This window comes from Reyranella sp. (genome assembly GCF_044224635.1).
Classification (GTDB): domain Bacteria; phylum Pseudomonadota; class Alphaproteobacteria; order Reyranellales; family Reyranellaceae; genus Reyranella.
This window is the reverse complement of the sequence record NZ_JBGAKA010000030.1, coordinates 1-13,937: the sequence shown is the minus strand read 5'-3', so window position 1 is coordinate 13,937 and position 13,937 is coordinate 1. Positions and strand designations below refer to the sequence as shown.

Here is a 13,937-nt window from a genome sequence, read left to right as displayed (position 1 = left end):
CTCACCGGGGAGTGGCCAGTCGGGAACGATGCGCCTCCTCCCCAGCGTCTTCGCTGGGGATGCCTCTCATTCTCCTCCCCAGCTTCGCTGGGGAGGTGTCCGCGTAGTCGCGGACGGAGGGGTCATGAGCAGCGAAACTGAGGCCTCTGACCCCCTCCGTCGGCGATTACGCCGACACCTCCCCAGCCTCGCTGGGGAGGAACAAGAAAGGTCACAGAGGAACCGCCTCGGCGTCGATCAGGGCATGGCTGCAGCGCAGGCGCTTGGCCTCCGTGCGCAGCTCCTCGCTGGCGGTTACGGCGCGCACCACGGCATAGCCCTTGGCTTGCCAAGGTGCGGCGTCACGCCACGGCGTGCCGAGCGGCAGGAACAGCCGCGGCCGCTCCGGCGTGGCCCGCGAGGCAGCCAGCACGGCATCCATGTAGAGCGTGAAACCGGTCGCGGCCTCGCTGACGCCATCCTCGGGATAGCCGGCCGAATAACGCCCGCCGCTGGCCAGGCTCTGGCGGCCATCGAGGGCGAACACCGAGAACGACACGCCGGTCTGGTACTCGAGGCCGCGATATTCGACCGGATCGATGGTCATCGGCAGGTCCTCGTCCGCGGCACGCACCAGGGCCACCACCTCGGCGAGGCGGGCCGCCTCGGCGGCGCCCGCTTCCGGCAGCGCCAGCGCCCGCAGCTTGGTGATGCCCTCCTCGGCCGGGCCGGCGGCACGCAGCAGGCCGACCAGCATCTCGCCTGCCTGGCGCTGGCTGGCCAGAGCCTTGGCGATACCGCCTTCGTCCTTGCGGTCGAGTGCCCGGCGCGCCCGCCTCAGGGCCTCTGCCGGCAGCCCGAGCCCGGCGCCTACGGCGGCCACCAGGGTCGGCAGGTTGAGATCGACCGATAGCCGGGAGACGCCGATCGCGCGCAAGGCGTCGACCGCCAGCAGCACCGCTTCGGCGTCGGCTTCGGCCGAATCGACGCCGATCAGCTCGGTGCCGACCTGGGTGAACTGGCGCTCGGGCTTCAGTGCATTGCCGCGCACTCGGATGACGTTGCCGCCGTAGGACAGGCGCAAGGGCCGAGACTCGTGCTTCAGCCGGGTCACGGCGATGCGCGCCACCTGCACGGTCATGTCCGGACGCACGCCCATCATGCGCTGCGACACCGGGTCCATCAGCCGGAAGGTCTGCGAGGCCAGCGCCGCCCCGGGCCCGCCCAGCAGCGATTCCTCGAATTCGACCAAGGGAGGCTTGACCCTTTCGTAGCCGAAGGCGGCGAAGCGCCCGATGGCGATGTCGATGGCGTCGGTTTCGCGTGCGGCGTCGGGCGGCAGGAGATCGGCCAACCCGGCCGGCAGCAGCCCGCGATGGTCGTTGTCGTTGGCGGTCATGGGGCCGGTTGATAGCCGATTGGGGGCGAAAATCCCAATTCATGGTCCTCCCCAGCTTGCTGGGGAGGTGTCGCGTCATACGCGACGGAGGGGTCATGAGCAGCGGGATTTGTGGCCTATGACCCCTCCGCCCCCGATTACGGGGGCACCTCCCCGGCGAAGCCGGGGAGGAGAACGAGAGCGGCTAGCCGCCGCCCCGAACAACCGTTATTGCTCGCCGGCGATGACCGAGACCGACCGTCCCGCGCTGTCCGTGGTGGCGCCTTGCTACAACGAGCAGGAAGCCTTGCCCGAGTTCGTGCGACGGGTTGGCGCGGTGCTCGACGGCGTCGGCGGCACCAGCGAGATCGTGCTGGTCGACGACGGCTCGCGCGATGCGACCTGGGGCCTGATGACGGAAGCCGCCGGGCGCGACCCGCGCATTGTCGCGGTGCGCCTGATGCGCAATCATGGCCACCAGCTGGCGCTCACCGCCGGCCTGTCGATCTGCCGCGGCACGCGCATCCTGATCATCGACTCCGACCTGCAGGATCCGCCTGAGCTCCTGCCCGATATGCTGGCGCGGATGGATCAGGGCGCCGACGTGGTCTACGGCCAGCGCCGCCAGCGCGAGGGCGAGAGCCTGTTCAAGCGTGCCACCGCGGCCATCTTCTATCGCCTGATCGGCCGGCTGACCGACGTGGCCATACCGGCCGACACCGGCGACTTCCGCCTGGTCAACCGCCGCGTGCTCGACCTGCTGCTTGCCATGCCCGAGCGCCATCGCTTCGTGCGCGGCATGGTGGCCTGGATCGGCGGCAAGCAGGTGCCGCTGCTCTACGATCGCCAGGCGCGCGTGGCGGGCGAGAGCAAGTATCCGGTGTCCAAGATGGTGCGCTTCGCCGTCGACGCCATCACCGCCTTCTCGGTGGTGCCATTGATGGCCTCGCTCACCATCGGCTGGGTGATGGCGGCCGTCGGGTTCGCCTTCTTCGTCTATTCGATCATCGGCTGGCTGTTCGGTCACACCATGCCCGGCTGGACCTCGCTGATGGCCGCGGTCGGCCTGCTGGGTGGCATGCAGTTCCTGATGCTGGGTGTCATCGGGGCCTATCTCGGCCGGCTCTACGACCAGAGCAAGGGACGACCGCTGTTCATGATCCGCGACATCGTCGGGGGCCCGCGATGAAGCCGGCCGAGTTCGATCGTCATGCCGCGGACTATGACGGCGGCCTCGACAATCCGGTCAAGCGGATGATGGGCAACTCGCAGGACCAGTTCATCGCTGTCAAGGCGCGCTGGCTGCTGCGCCGCGAGCCTGCGCTGAGCCAGGGCGGCCTCGCGCTGCTCGACTACGGCTGCGGCACGGCCGACCTGCTGCGCGTGCTGGCTGGCCTTGGCGCGCGCGCGCGCTTCACCGGCTGCGATGTCTCGACCGGCATGCTGGCCGAGGTCGAGAAGCGCTGGCCGGCGGCGCTGGGTCCGGCGCCCGAGATTGCCGCCCAGGATGGCGCCCTGACGCCGTTCCCTGCCGGCCGGTTCGACATCGTCACCATCAGCGCCGTGCTGCATCACGTGCCGCCCGTGGAACGCGCTGCCGTCTACCGCGAGCTTGCGCGAGTGCTGAAGCCGGGCGGGCGGCTCTACGTGTTCGAGCACAATCCGCGTAATCCGCTCGTGCGCTACGTGATCGCCCGCACGCCGATCGATGCCAATGCGATCCTGCTCGACGAGAAGGAGGTGCGGCACGGCCTGCTCGATTCGGCGCACTATCACCTCGATTCGGACTACCTGATGTTCATGCCGCCCGGCATTGCCGCGCTGCGCGGGATCGATCGCCTGCTGGCCTGGCTACCGCTCGGCGCGCAGTATGTCGTGGCAGGACGCAAGACCGCCTGAGGAGGAGACAGCCATGGATCGCCAGACCTTCGAAGCCGACCTGAAGCGCGACGGCTACGAGATCGCCACCAACATCACGGCAGGGGCCAAGGTGAATCCCGAGCACAGCCATCCCTTCGACGTCCGCGCCATGGTGCTGGATGGTGCGTTGACCCTGACTTCGGAAGGCAAGACCACGACCTATCGCGCCGGCGAGACCTTCACCATGGCCAAAGGCTGCTTGCACTCGGAGAGCTACGGGCCGGAAGGCGCGGTGACGCTGTTCGGCCGGAAGATGTAGGGCTCCATATTCGTGTCATCCTGAGCGCAGCGAAGGATCTCATTGTCCGGAGTTACGAAGTCCACTCACGGCAGGCGGCGATGAGGTCCTTCGCTGCGCTCAGGGCGACAGGAGAGCTGGCCGTCGTCTTCGCCCTGTCGCTGCTGCTGTTCTGCGGCCTGATCGTCTTGCTGCAGAACGTGCACATCATCACCAGCAACGGCATGTACAAGAGCATCCAGGCCGAGCCCTGGATCGCCGATCCCGGCCGCGCCCGGCTCGATCCGTCGAACTATCTCTATTTCCCCCTGTACGGCGTTCTCGCCGCGGCGCTCGATGCGCTCGGCATCCTGCGCGGCGTTCCATGGAAGCAGTTCGCCTGTCTCAACGCGCTGTGGGCAAGCCTCGCCAACGTCTTCGTCTATGCCTTCGTGCATCGCGTGACCGGAAGCGTCCGGGCGGCCGCGCTGACCGCCTGCTTCCATGCCGGCACCGGCTTCGTGCTGCTGCTCGCCGTGATCAGCGAGGACATCATGCCGGGCTACGCGCTGGTGCTGGGCGCGATGCTGCTGGCCGGCCTGTGGTTCGACCGGCCGACCCACGCGCGCGTGGTGTTGGCCGGCGCGGTCTTCACCTTGGGCTGGCTGATCGAATGGCGGTTGCTGTTTCCGACCCTGCCGGCGCTGGTGCTCGCACTCGCCGTCGCATCCGTCCCCTTCAAGCGTCGGTTGGCGCTGATCGGCACTCTCGTCGTCGTCATCCTTGCCGTGTCGGGGATCGTGCAGCTTGCGTGGGAAGGCCACAACGGCGCGGTCGGCCTGCACGACATCCTGTGGACCGGCAAGGGCGTCGCGACCGGCTGGGCAGGCCTGTCGTGGGACAAGGCCTGGATGATGCTGTCCGGCATCGGCAACTATTTTCTCATTGTCGGCGGCTGGGTCGACCCGCTGTCGGCCAAGCGCGCCGCCGTTCCGCTCATCGTCTCGGTGTTGCTGCAAGTCGCGATCTTCGTCGCCTGCGCCGCCGTCCTGTGGCCACGCCGCCGCGATGCTCGCCTGCGCGCCATTGCCGTCGTGTTCCTGGGAACACTGGGTGCCGGGCAGGTGCTGAACGTCTATTCGCAGCCCCAGGATCCGCAGATGCAGATCAACGTCATGCCGTGGCTGACGGTGGCCTGGGGCCTGCTGCTGGGAGCGCTGCTCGCCGGGCCACGCGCGATGGTGGTCGGCCTCGCGGTCCTCTCGCTCGCGCCGCTTGCCTGGAACGTGAGCCAGCTGGCGCGCCATCGTGGCGGCGATGCGGCGGCGCTGACAGCCATCGCCGCGCTCGAAAAGCGATTTCCGCCGCAATCGACGGTGTTCGTGTATTGGGGCTTCGAGCCGATCACCATGTGGCAGTACGCCCTGTGGAGCCGGACCTGGGATTGGGATGGCGCGGCACCCGTCGGCCCGGCGCCGCAGGCCGATCCGACGTTCAAATGGATCGCCATCGATGCGGGCGCCATCCGCCATCCCGACTGGACGCCCGAGCAGAATGCCGAGGCCCTGCGCCGCGACATCGACCATGCGCTCGACAAGGGTTACCGGGTCGTCGCTTCCGACGTATGGACCTGGAGCGAGGGCGAGCTGGCCGGGCAGCTGGGCGGCCTGTCCGCCGCCAACCGTGCGCCGGCAATCCATGCCCTGCTGCACGGTCGCTACACGGCCCGCGAGGTGTTCCGCGAACCGACCGCCGGGACCTACTACGAGGTTACCCGCCGCTAGCGCGCGACAGCCGCGCGCAGCGATTGGCCGGTGGCGGCACGGTTTGCGCCGAGCCGAGCGCCGCCAGAGTGGGCGCCAGCAGCGCCCGCGCCAGCACCTGCTGGCCGGCATAGTTGGGATGAACCGAATCGGCGTAGTGCTGCATCCTCTCGCCGCGGTCGAACACGTGCGTGAGGTCGATGAAGAGGGCGCGGTGCCGGCTTTCCGCGACCTTCCCCAACAGCGACCGGTAGAGCTCCACCAGGCGTTTCTGGGACAGCACATCACCGGCGCCGGTGCCGATGTAGTGGGCGGTGAGGGCGCGGGCCGGCTGGATGGCGACGCGGCAGGCCTGGCTGCGCGCCACGCACGCATCGAGCACCTCCTCCATGTTCTCCATGTATATGTCGGTGATCGCCTGGGCGTGGCGCGCAAACACCGCGTCGTCCTCCTCGAGCCGGTGGCGGAACTGGCTGATGCGATCGGTGAACTCGTTCTGCAGCATCGCATTGGCGATGGCGCTGTGGCGCGCCAGCCACCACATGAAGCCGTCATCGAACAGCTGGCTGTAGCGCAGGCCGAGCTGGAACGGATCGCCCGGCCGAACAGCCGAATTGGCCGGCAGGGTGAGGTCGTTGTAGCCGTTGACGATCAGCACCAGGCGGGCCGGCCGCGGCGCCACCGCGAGATGGTAGGCGAGGCGATCCTGCAGGGAGACGAAACCGCCCATCGCGCCGTTGAAGATGTGGACGTCCTGTCGCCCGAGCTGGCGCCGCAGCGCGCGCTCGAGCACCGCGTGCCAGGTGTCGGCCTTCTCGTCCGACGAGAACCCCTGGGCGACCGAGCTGCCCAGCACGTAGATCAGCACCGGATCGCCGCCGGCGCAGGACAGCCGGTCGATCTCGCCCGCGTCGTAGCGCGAGCGCTTGTGCGCGAACAGGTAGTTGGCCAGCGTGGCGGCGGAGCGGGGCGGCGGCGTGTCGGCGCTGTAAAAGAAGCCGTAAGGGCCTGGCCGATAGCCCATCTCCACAGGCCCGCCGGGAACGAACGGCAGCTCCTCGTTGGGCATGAGGTAGTGATAATCGCCCGACACGAAGATCGGCTGGTACGGCCGGCGGTATTGCAGTGTGTCCAGGTCGAAGAACTGCCGGGCGACGAACTCTGCCGCAAAGGCCGATGCCACGACGATCGCCAGTGTCGCCAGGATGGTCCGCGGCCAGGAGCGGGAGGGCGTCGGCTGCCTCTCTTGCATTCCGGGTCATAACTACTGGTTCTCTCGGTGGAACGCCACGCATCGACGTTCCGGCGGACGGCCGCGGCATGTCGCTACGGGAGCTGCCCGCAGGACGCCGATGCAAGACAACCCCTGCGGCAAACGGGCGGTTGATTCCAAAGGCTCCTTGGGGCATTTGAGCGGCGGGCCACGCTCCCCCACCGGAGTGCAGCTCTTCTGTAAGGGAGAGGTTTGATGAAGCCGAACATGCGTCCGGCGCGTCCCGACTTTTCGTCCGGACCTTGCGCCAAGCGTCCGGGATGGACGCCCGAAGTCCTCAAAGATGCCGCCACGGGGCGGTCCCACCGATCCAAGCTCGGCAAGAAGAAGATCGTCGAGGCGGTCGATCGCACGCGCGCGCTGCTCGGCATTCCGGCCGACTACCGGATCGCCATCGTGCCGGCCTCCGATACCGGTGCGGTCGAGATGGCGCTGTGGTCGCTGCTCGGCGCCCGGCCGGTCGACATGCTGACCTGGGAAAGCTTCGGCGAGGGCTGGGTCACCGACGTCGTCAAGCAGTTGAAGCTCAAGGACGCCCGCGTGCTCAAGGCGCCGTACGGCCAGATCGCCGACCTCGCCAAGGTCGACTGGACGCACGACGTGGTCTTCACCTGGAACGGCACGACCTCGGGCGTGAAAGTGCCGAACGGCGACTGGATCGCCGCCGACCGCGAGGGCCTCGCGATCTGCGACGCCACCTCGGCGGTGTTCGCCATGGACCTGCCGTGGGCCAAGCTCGATGTCGTGACGTGGTCCTGGCAGAAGGTGATGGGCGGGGAGGGCGCGCACGGCATGCTGGTGCTGTCGCCGCGCGCCATCGAGCGCCTCGAGAGCTACAGCCCGCCGTGGCCGCTGCCCAAGATCTTCCGCCTGACCTCGGGCGGCAAGTTCTCCGAGGCGATCTTCAAGGGCGACACCATCAACACGCCATCGCTGCTCTGCATCGAGGACGCGATCGACGGCCTGCGCTGGGGCGAGAGCATCGGCGGCCTGCCGGCGCTCAAGGCCCGTTCGGAAGCCAATCTCGGCGTGCTCGAGAGCTTCGTCGCGTCGCGGCCGTGGATTTCCTTCCTCGCCAGCGACAAGGCGATCCGCTCCAACACCTCGGTGTGCCTCGCCATCGCGGCGCCGTGGTTCACCGCGTTGCCGGCCGACAAGCAGGCCGCAGCGGCCAAGAAGATGGCCGACCTGCTGGAGGCCGAGAAGGCCGGCTACGACGCGGGCTCCTACCGCGACGCGCCGCCGGGCCTGCGCATCTGGTGCGGCGCCACGGTCGAAAAGGCCGATCTCGAAGCGCTGATGCCGTGGCTCGACTGGGCCTACGGCGAGATCGAGCGCGAGTTCGGCAAGGCGGCAGCGTGATTCAAATCCTCCCCCTGCTTGCAGGGGGAGGTGTCCGCGTCTTCGCGGACGGAGGGGTCATGAGCCACCATCAACGAGGCTCATGACCTCTCCGTCGCCGAAGACGGCGACACCTCCCCAGCGAAGCTGGGGAGGACAAGCGGTTCCAAGGAGTGACGATCATGGCAAAACCCAAGGTGCTCATCTCCGATGAGCTGTCGCCGCGCGCCGTCGAGATCTTCGCCGAGCGCGGTTGCGACGTCGATTTCAAGCCGGGCCTGAAGCCGGCCGAGCTGCGCGCCATCGTCGGCAACTACGAGGGCCTCGCCATCCGCTCGGCGACCAAGGTGACGGCCGAGGTGCTGGCCGAGGCGAAGAAGCTCAGGGTCGTCGGCCGCGCCGGCATCGGCGTCGACAATGTCGACCTGAAGTCGGCGACGGCGCACGGCGTCGTGGTGATGAACACGCCGTTCGGCAACGCCATCACCACGGCCGAGCACGCCATCGCCCTGATGTTCGCCGTCGCCCGCCAGGTGCCCGACGCCAATGCCAGCACCCAGCTCGGCAAGTGGGAAAAGAACCGCTTCATGGGCACCGAGCTCAGCTTCAAGACGCTGGGCCTGATCGGCTGCGGCAATATCGGCTCGATCGTCGCCGAGCGCGCCCTCGGCCTCAAGATGCGCGTCATGGCCTACGATCCGTTCCTGTCGGACCAGCGCGCCCAGGAGCTCGGCGTGGAGAAGGCGACCCTCGACCAGCTGCTGGCGCGCGCCGACTTCATCAGCGTGCACACGCCGCTCACCGAGCAGACCAGGAACATCCTGGGCCGCGCCAACCTGATGAAGACCAAGAAGGGCGTGCGCATCGTCAATTGTGCGCGCGGCGGCCTGGTCGACGAGCTGGCGGTGCGCGACCTGCTGGTGTCGGGCCACATCGCCGGCGCCGGTTTCGACGTCTTCACCGAGGAGCCGGCCAAGCAGAACGTGCTGTTCGGCGCGCCCAACCTCGTCTGCACGCCGCATCTCGGCGCCGCCACGGTCGAGGCGCAGGAGAACGTCGCCCTGCAGGTCGCCGAGCAGATGGCGGACTACCTGCTGACCGGCGCCGTCGTGAACTCGCTCAACATGCCCAACGTCTCGGCCGAGGACGCGCCCAAGCTGGCGCCCTATCTCGACCTCGCCGAGAAGCTGGGCTCGTTCGCCGGCCAGCTCACCGACACCGACATCAAGGCCGTGTCGATCGAGTACGAAGGCCAGGTGGCGGCGCTCAACGTCAAGCCGCTGAGCCAGGTCGCGCTGATGGGCGTGCTGCGTCCCCAGCTCGCCTCGATCAACATGGTGAACGCGCCGGTGATCGCCCGCGAGCGCGGCGTCGAGGTGGCCGAGGTCAAGCACGAGCGCGACAGCGACTATCACGCCATGATCCGCCTCACCGTCACCACGGAGAAGTACACGCGCGCCGTCAGCGGCACGCTGTTCGGCGGCAAGCACCCGCGCATCGTCGACATCAAGGGCATCGAGATCGAGGCCGAGTTCGCCCCGCACATGCTCTACATCACCAACGACGACAAGCCGGGCTTCATCGGCCGCCTGGGCACCATCCTGGGCGAGAACAAGGTGAACATCGCCACCTTCCATCTCGGCCGCGACGCGCCGGGCGGCTCGGCGATCGCCCTGATCCAGGTCGACCAGCCGATCTCGCCCGACCTGCTGGGACGGATCGCTGCTCTCGAAGGTGTGGTGCAGGCCAAGCTGCTGGGATTTTAGGCCTTCGAACCAAAGTTGATCCCATGGGAGGGCTCTGCATTCATGGCAAGCATCGTCTTCGGGGCGGCGACCTCGCATACGCCGATGCTGAATTCGGCGGCCGAGGAATGGCCGCTGTTCGAGGAGATCGACCGCAAGCGGGCCCATCTCCACAAGGATGGGCGGCCGGCGACCTACGATGACCTGCTGGCGATCGCGCCGGCATCGCTGCGGTCCGAGATCGCACCGGACAAACTTGCCCGGCGCCACGCCGAGGCGATGACGGCGCTCGGCCGGCTGCGCGATGAACTGCTCGGAGCGAAGCTCGACGCGGTCATCGTCGTCGGTGACGACCAGAAGGAAATCTATCACGACGACGTCATGCCGAGCGTTCTCGTTTATCGCGGCGAGACGATTCCCAACGTCCCGAACCGGACCCGCAACGGCGCATCGGAATGGGGATCGCGGCCGGCCTGGGCGCAGCGCGCTTCCGCGCGCTACTACGAGGCGCACGAGATTCGGCACTATCCGGTCGACGCCAGGCTCGCCAACCATCTCATCGCCGCCCTGGTCGATCGTGAGTTCGATGTCGCTTCGGCCAATGCGCTGCCTGAGGGTGAGGGCGAAGGTCATGCGTTCGGCTTCGTCCATCAACGGCTCTTGAAGGACGCACCGATTCCGATCGTTCCGGTCTTTCTCAATACCTACTATCCGCCCAACCAGCCGTCGCCGCGGCGCTGCTACAAGCTCGGACAGGCGATCCGCGAGGCGATCGAAGGCTATGGCGGCGACCTGCGCCTCGGCGTGGTGGCGTCGGGCGGCCTCAGCCATTTCACCGTCGACGAAGCGCTCGACAGCGAGGTCATACGGGCGATCCGCGAGAAGGACGCGGGCGCGCTGGAGGGCATGCCGCGCGAGCAGCTCAATTCCGGCAGCTCCGAGATCCGCAACTGGATCTGCGCCGCTGGCGCGCTCGAGCATCTCGATCTGCGCTGGGCGAGCTATTACCCGGGCTACCGCACGCCTGCGGGCACGGGAACCGGGCTGGGCTTCGCGAGCTGGGCCTGAAGAGCCGGCTGAAGGAGATCTCACACGACGGCTCCCGCGAAAGGCGTGGGACGCCCCCCAGGCTTGCTGAGGAGATGTCCGCGTCTTCGCGGACGGAGGGTCATGACTCTTCTGGACCGCGGGCGTGTCGCCCGCTTTTGTCATGAGCGGGCGAGACACCCGCGGTCCGCATGAACCATGACCCTTCCGTCGCCGCAAGACGGCGACACCTCCCCAGCGAGACTGGGAAGGGGGCATGAAGTGTGATCTGCGGTTTCGGGTTGTGCTTTTCTGTCGTCGTGCTCGATCTCTGAGCGGCCCTACGCCTTTGCCGCCGCCCTGAGCTTTGCGGCTGCCGGCACTGGCTTGAAGGTGAGGGCGACCGCGACGGCTGCCAGACCGACGGTGAACGAGCCGATGTAGAGCAGCGAATAGCTGGCGTAGGCGTCGAACACATAGCCGCCGGCCCACGGGCCGAAGGCCATGCCGAGGCTGGCGGCCATCGAGATCGCGCCGAACGTCGTTCCCATGATGTGCGCGCCGAAATATTCGCGCGCCAGAATGGCATAGAGCGGCATGACGCCGCCGTAGGCAATGCCGAACACTACCGCCAGGGCATAGAACTCGCCGAGCTGGCCGACGAAGATGTAGGTGCCTGCGGCGAGGGCCTGCACGGCGAGGCCGACGACCAGCACCGGCTTGGCGCCCAGTCGGTCCGAGGCGACGCCGAGCAGCAGGCGGCCGCCCAGCCCCGAGAGTCCGGCCACGCTGTAGACGCTCACCGCCGTCATGGCCGAGATGCCGCAGCCGATGGCGTAGGTCACCATGTGGAAGATCGGGCCGGAATGGGCGGCGCAGCAAGCGAAGTGGGCGAGGGCGAGAGCCGCGAACTGCGGCGTGCGCAAGGCTTCGGCGGCCGTCATCCGCGGCGTGGGGGCGGCCGGGGCGATCGGCGTCGCGACGCCGCGCAACGGCGTCGGCTGCGGGATGGTCACCGGCACGCGTCGGATCAGCAGAGACGTGGGAATCATCAGGACCCAGGCGACGATGCCGATGATCATCATCGCCGGGCGCCATTCGTAGTTGGTGATCAGCCAGCGGGCGAACGGCGCCACGGTGAGCGGCGCCATGCCCATGCCGGCCGAGACCAGGGCGACGGCGAGGCTGCGGTTCTTCTCGAACCACGTCGTGACCACTGCCATCAGCGGCGCATAGAAGGCGCCGGCGGCCGAGCCGACGATCAGCCCGTAGAGAAGCTGGAACTCGAGCAGGCTGCTGGCGCGGCTTGCCAGAATGAGACCGGCGCCCAGCAGTACGCTGCCCGACAGCACGACGCCGCGCGTTCCCCAGCGGTCGTTGAGGATGCCCCAGCCGAAGGCCGACACGCCCATCGCCAGGAAGTCGATGGTCATGGCGGTCGACACGCCGGTGCGCGACCAGCCGGTGTCGGCGGTCAGCGGTTGCAGGAACACCGCGAGCGAAAATACCGAGCCCATGCTGATACAGGAGATCAGCATGCCGGCACCGACAATTACCCAGCCGTAGGAACGAGACATGCACGCTTCCTCTGCGGCTCGGTCTTGGCCGTCTTGTCCTCGTCGAGGATCGCCGCCAGCCGATCGTAGCTTTGCGTGACCCCGCCCGCCATCGGCGTCTTCAGGACGCCGTCGCGCGTGCGAAGCCGCGCTTAGCCGCGGGCGTCCCCTCATTCTCCTCCCCACGCTTTGCGTGGGGAGGTGTCGCCGTCATACGGCGACGGAGGGGTCGAAAGCCCCACTGAGGCTCCTGACCCCTCCGTCTCGGATTACCGAGACACCTCCTCAGCGAAGCTGGGGAGGAGAATGAGGCGACGCCCGGGGTAATGGGATGACGGCATCTTTTCCAGCGCCAATGTCCGCTACGTGAGCCGGCTACCGGCGTTGGCGTCGAGATGCGGGTCGTAGTCCTGCTTGTCGTCGGGGCCGAAGCCCGGCAGGTACTCGAACCGCGTCACCTTGTGGCCCTGCATGACGGCCCGTCCGCTCAGCCGTTCGCGGCGAAACTCCCAGTCGTGCTCGATCACGGTCTTGATGACGCGGCTGCGCGGGCTGTTCTCCGGACGATAGCGGGCGTTCCAGTGCGACCGCGTCCAGGACCGTGTGACGTCGGCGCCCGGCGTGACGCGGATCTCCACCGTCTCGTGGAGCTCGTCGAAGAAGCGCCGCTTGGCGACCTGATGGTCCTCGAACCCTGCGTAACCCTCCCAGCGCTTGCCGGCGAACTCCATGTAGAAGCCCTCGGCGGCAATGAACGGGATGAACGCGGAGAGGCCGGCCTGAAGGTCGTGCAATTCCCCCCAGCGCGCGACGATCGCCCGTGCTTCCGCCTCGGTCACCGGTCCGTCTGCCATTGCCTACTCCTTTTCGCGAGACGGCAGGGACTATGACGCGCCCACGCAGCAAAGTCCGCGTCCGATCTATGGCGGGCATGAGAAAAGGTCCGTGGTCGCGATCTTCGGCGGGACGCTACGGTCGGGGTGGCGTCCCGTTGCCAAACAAGCACTCTGTCGAAGGACCGACCCGATGCCCCGTGTCAGTGAAATCGAAAATGACGGCGGCGATCCCACGCTCGCCGCCACCTTCACCAAGGAGCGCGAGATCTTCGGGGACCTGCTCAATCCCACCAAGGTGCTGGCGCATTGCCCGCCGATCCTGCGCGCCGCCAAGCTGCTCGGCCAGTCGATCGAGCAGTCCGGCCAGCTGCCCAAGTCGCTGCCGCCGCTGATCTATCTCCGGGTCGCCTCGATCAACGGCTGCCCGTTTTGAATTGACATCAATTCCGTCCGTGTGACGGAAACCGAAAGCGGCCTGGACAAGGTCACGGAAGTCCTGAACTGGCGCGACAGCAAGCTGTTCAGCGCTGCCGAGCGGGTGGCGCTCGAATATGCCGAACGCATCACCTACACCGACCAGCAGGTCGACGACGCCTTGTTCGCCGAGGTCAAGCGCCACTTCACCGAGGCGCAGATCGTCGAGCTCACGGCGGCGATCGCCATGGAGAACTTCCGCAGCAAGTTCAATCCGCCGTTGGGCATCGAGGCCCAGGGCTTCTGCCTGGTGCCGGCGCGGAAGTAGGAGCGAGGCGCTCTTTCATTTTCCTCCCCAGCTTCGCTGGCTAGTTTCAGCACAGATGTTGCGCCGCACGAAGACGGGGGGAGGTTGGGAGTGTGTGTTGAGGAGCACGCTTCTCCTATAATTTTGGAATCCAATACAACTGTCGAGAGCAACAATAGAAT

13 protein-coding genes are annotated in these 13,937 nt (G+C 67.5%); 9 read left to right on the top strand and 4 right to left on the bottom strand.

Annotation, left to right across the window (positions count from 1 at the left end):
• Positions 1–211 precede the first annotated feature (211 nt).
• The gene (locus ACILR9_RS23500) at positions 212–1,378 is read right to left on the bottom strand and encodes an ATP phosphoribosyltransferase regulatory subunit (RefSeq protein WP_395712393.1); all 1,167 of its coding nucleotides are present in this window, start codon (positions 1,376–1,378) and stop codon (positions 212–214) included.
• A gap of 223 nt (positions 1,379–1,601) precedes the next feature.
• Between ACILR9_RS23500 and ACILR9_RS23495 the strand changes: the two genes are divergently transcribed.
• The 4 genes from ACILR9_RS23495 to ACILR9_RS23480 all read left to right on the top strand — a co-directional run bounded on the left by ACILR9_RS23495 (position 1,602) and on the right by ACILR9_RS23480 (position 5,278).
• Positions 1,602–2,546: a glycosyltransferase family 2 protein gene (locus tag ACILR9_RS23495; protein ID WP_395712392.1), complete on the top strand. Its 945-nt coding sequence runs from the start codon at positions 1,602–1,604 to the stop codon at positions 2,544–2,546.
• A complete protein-coding gene (locus ACILR9_RS23490) occupies positions 2,543–3,256 on the top strand; it encodes a class I SAM-dependent methyltransferase (protein WP_395712391.1) in 714 nt (237 codons plus the stop codon). Before ACILR9_RS23495 ends, ACILR9_RS23490 begins: the two co-directional genes overlap by 4 nt.
• A 13-nt stretch (positions 3,257–3,269) precedes the next feature.
• Positions 3,270–3,536, top strand: a complete 267-nt coding sequence (locus tag ACILR9_RS23485; protein ID WP_395712390.1) for a cupin domain-containing protein — start codon at positions 3,270–3,272, stop codon at positions 3,534–3,536.
• Positions 3,537–3,616: 80 nt separating this feature from the next.
• Positions 3,617–5,278, top strand: a complete 1,662-nt coding sequence (locus tag ACILR9_RS23480; protein ID WP_395712389.1) for a hypothetical protein — start codon at positions 3,617–3,619, stop codon at positions 5,276–5,278.
• Here the strand turns inward: ACILR9_RS23480 and ACILR9_RS23475 are convergent.
• A complete protein-coding gene (locus tag ACILR9_RS23475; RefSeq protein ID WP_395712388.1) occupies positions 5,265–6,509 on the bottom strand; it encodes a GDSL-type esterase/lipase family protein in 1,245 nt (414 codons plus the stop codon). The two genes, ACILR9_RS23480 and ACILR9_RS23475, sit on opposite strands and share 14 nt — an antisense overlap.
• A 216-nt stretch (positions 6,510–6,725) precedes the next feature.
• On the opposite strand from ACILR9_RS23475, the gene ACILR9_RS23470 reads away from it, so the two are divergent.
• The 3 genes from ACILR9_RS23470 (at position 6,726) to ACILR9_RS23460 (ending at position 10,684) form a co-directional block, all read left to right on the top strand.
• Positions 6,726–7,892 (top strand): phosphoserine transaminase, encoded by a 1,167-nt coding sequence (locus tag ACILR9_RS23470; RefSeq protein WP_395712387.1) that lies wholly within the window; start codon positions 6,726–6,728, stop codon positions 7,890–7,892.
• A gap of 161 nt (positions 7,893–8,053) precedes the next feature.
• A complete protein-coding gene (gene serA, locus ACILR9_RS23465) occupies positions 8,054–9,637 on the top strand; it encodes a phosphoglycerate dehydrogenase (protein WP_395712386.1) in 1,584 nt (527 codons plus the stop codon).
• A 42-nt stretch (positions 9,638–9,679) separates the two neighbouring features.
• Positions 9,680–10,684 carry an extradiol ring-cleavage dioxygenase gene (locus ACILR9_RS23460; protein WP_395712385.1) on the top strand — a complete coding sequence of 335 codons (1,005 nt, stop codon included), beginning with the start codon at positions 9,680–9,682 and terminating at the stop codon, positions 10,682–10,684.
• 299 nt (positions 10,685–10,983) lie between these two features.
• On the opposite strand, the gene ACILR9_RS23455 is transcribed toward ACILR9_RS23460, so the two are convergent.
• Positions 10,984–12,219, bottom strand: coding sequence for an MFS transporter (locus tag ACILR9_RS23455; RefSeq protein WP_395712384.1), 1,236 nt, complete (start codon positions 12,217–12,219; stop codon positions 10,984–10,986).
• Between the two features lie 341 nt (positions 12,220–12,560).
• Positions 12,561–13,052: a hypothetical protein gene (locus ACILR9_RS23450; protein ID WP_395712383.1), complete on the bottom strand. Its 492-nt coding sequence runs from the start codon at positions 13,050–13,052 to the stop codon at positions 12,561–12,563.
• A 172-nt stretch (positions 13,053–13,224) separates the two neighbouring features.
• Between ACILR9_RS23450 and ACILR9_RS23445 the strand changes: the two genes are divergently transcribed.
• Together ACILR9_RS23445 and ACILR9_RS23440 are read left to right on the top strand one after the other, a co-directional pair.
• Positions 13,225–13,467 (top strand): hypothetical protein, encoded by a 243-nt coding sequence (locus ACILR9_RS23445; protein ID WP_395712382.1) that lies wholly within the window; start codon positions 13,225–13,227, stop codon positions 13,465–13,467.
• Positions 13,468–13,488: 21 nt separating this feature from the next.
• Positions 13,489–13,776: a carboxymuconolactone decarboxylase family protein gene (locus ACILR9_RS23440; protein WP_395712381.1), complete on the top strand. Its 288-nt coding sequence runs from the start codon at positions 13,489–13,491 to the stop codon at positions 13,774–13,776.
• Positions 13,777–13,937 lie beyond the last annotated feature (161 nt).

What these genes read in the sequence shown, in the direction of transcription:
- ACILR9_RS23500 (WP_395712393.1), bottom strand. Translation starts at nt 1,378, where the DNA reads ATGACCGCCAACGACAACGACCATCGCGGGCTGCTGCCGGCCGGGTTG.
- ACILR9_RS23495 (WP_395712392.1), top strand. Translation starts at nt 1,602, where the DNA reads ATGACCGAGACCGACCGTCCCGCGCTGTCCGTGGTGGCGCCTTGCTAC.
- ACILR9_RS23490 (WP_395712391.1), top strand. Translation starts at nt 2,543, where the DNA reads ATGAAGCCGGCCGAGTTCGATCGTCATGCCGCGGACTATGACGGCGGC.
- ACILR9_RS23485 (WP_395712390.1), top strand. Translation starts at nt 3,270, where the DNA reads ATGGATCGCCAGACCTTCGAAGCCGACCTGAAGCGCGACGGCTACGAG.
- ACILR9_RS23480 (WP_395712389.1), top strand. Translation starts at nt 3,617, where the DNA reads ATGAGGTCCTTCGCTGCGCTCAGGGCGACAGGAGAGCTGGCCGTCGTC.
- ACILR9_RS23475 (WP_395712388.1), bottom strand. Translation starts at nt 6,509, where the DNA reads ATGCAAGAGAGGCAGCCGACGCCCTCCCGCTCCTGGCCGCGGACCATC.
- ACILR9_RS23470 (WP_395712387.1), top strand. Translation starts at nt 6,726, where the DNA reads ATGAAGCCGAACATGCGTCCGGCGCGTCCCGACTTTTCGTCCGGACCT.
- serA (WP_395712386.1), top strand. Translation starts at nt 8,054, where the DNA reads ATGGCAAAACCCAAGGTGCTCATCTCCGATGAGCTGTCGCCGCGCGCC.
- ACILR9_RS23460 (WP_395712385.1), top strand. Translation starts at nt 9,680, where the DNA reads ATGGCAAGCATCGTCTTCGGGGCGGCGACCTCGCATACGCCGATGCTG.
- ACILR9_RS23455 (WP_395712384.1), bottom strand. Translation starts at nt 12,219, where the DNA reads ATGTCTCGTTCCTACGGCTGGGTAATTGTCGGTGCCGGCATGCTGATC.
- ACILR9_RS23450 (WP_395712383.1), bottom strand. Translation starts at nt 13,052, where the DNA reads ATGGCAGACGGACCGGTGACCGAGGCGGAAGCACGGGCGATCGTCGCG.
- ACILR9_RS23445 (WP_395712382.1), top strand. Translation starts at nt 13,225, where the DNA reads ATGCCCCGTGTCAGTGAAATCGAAAATGACGGCGGCGATCCCACGCTC.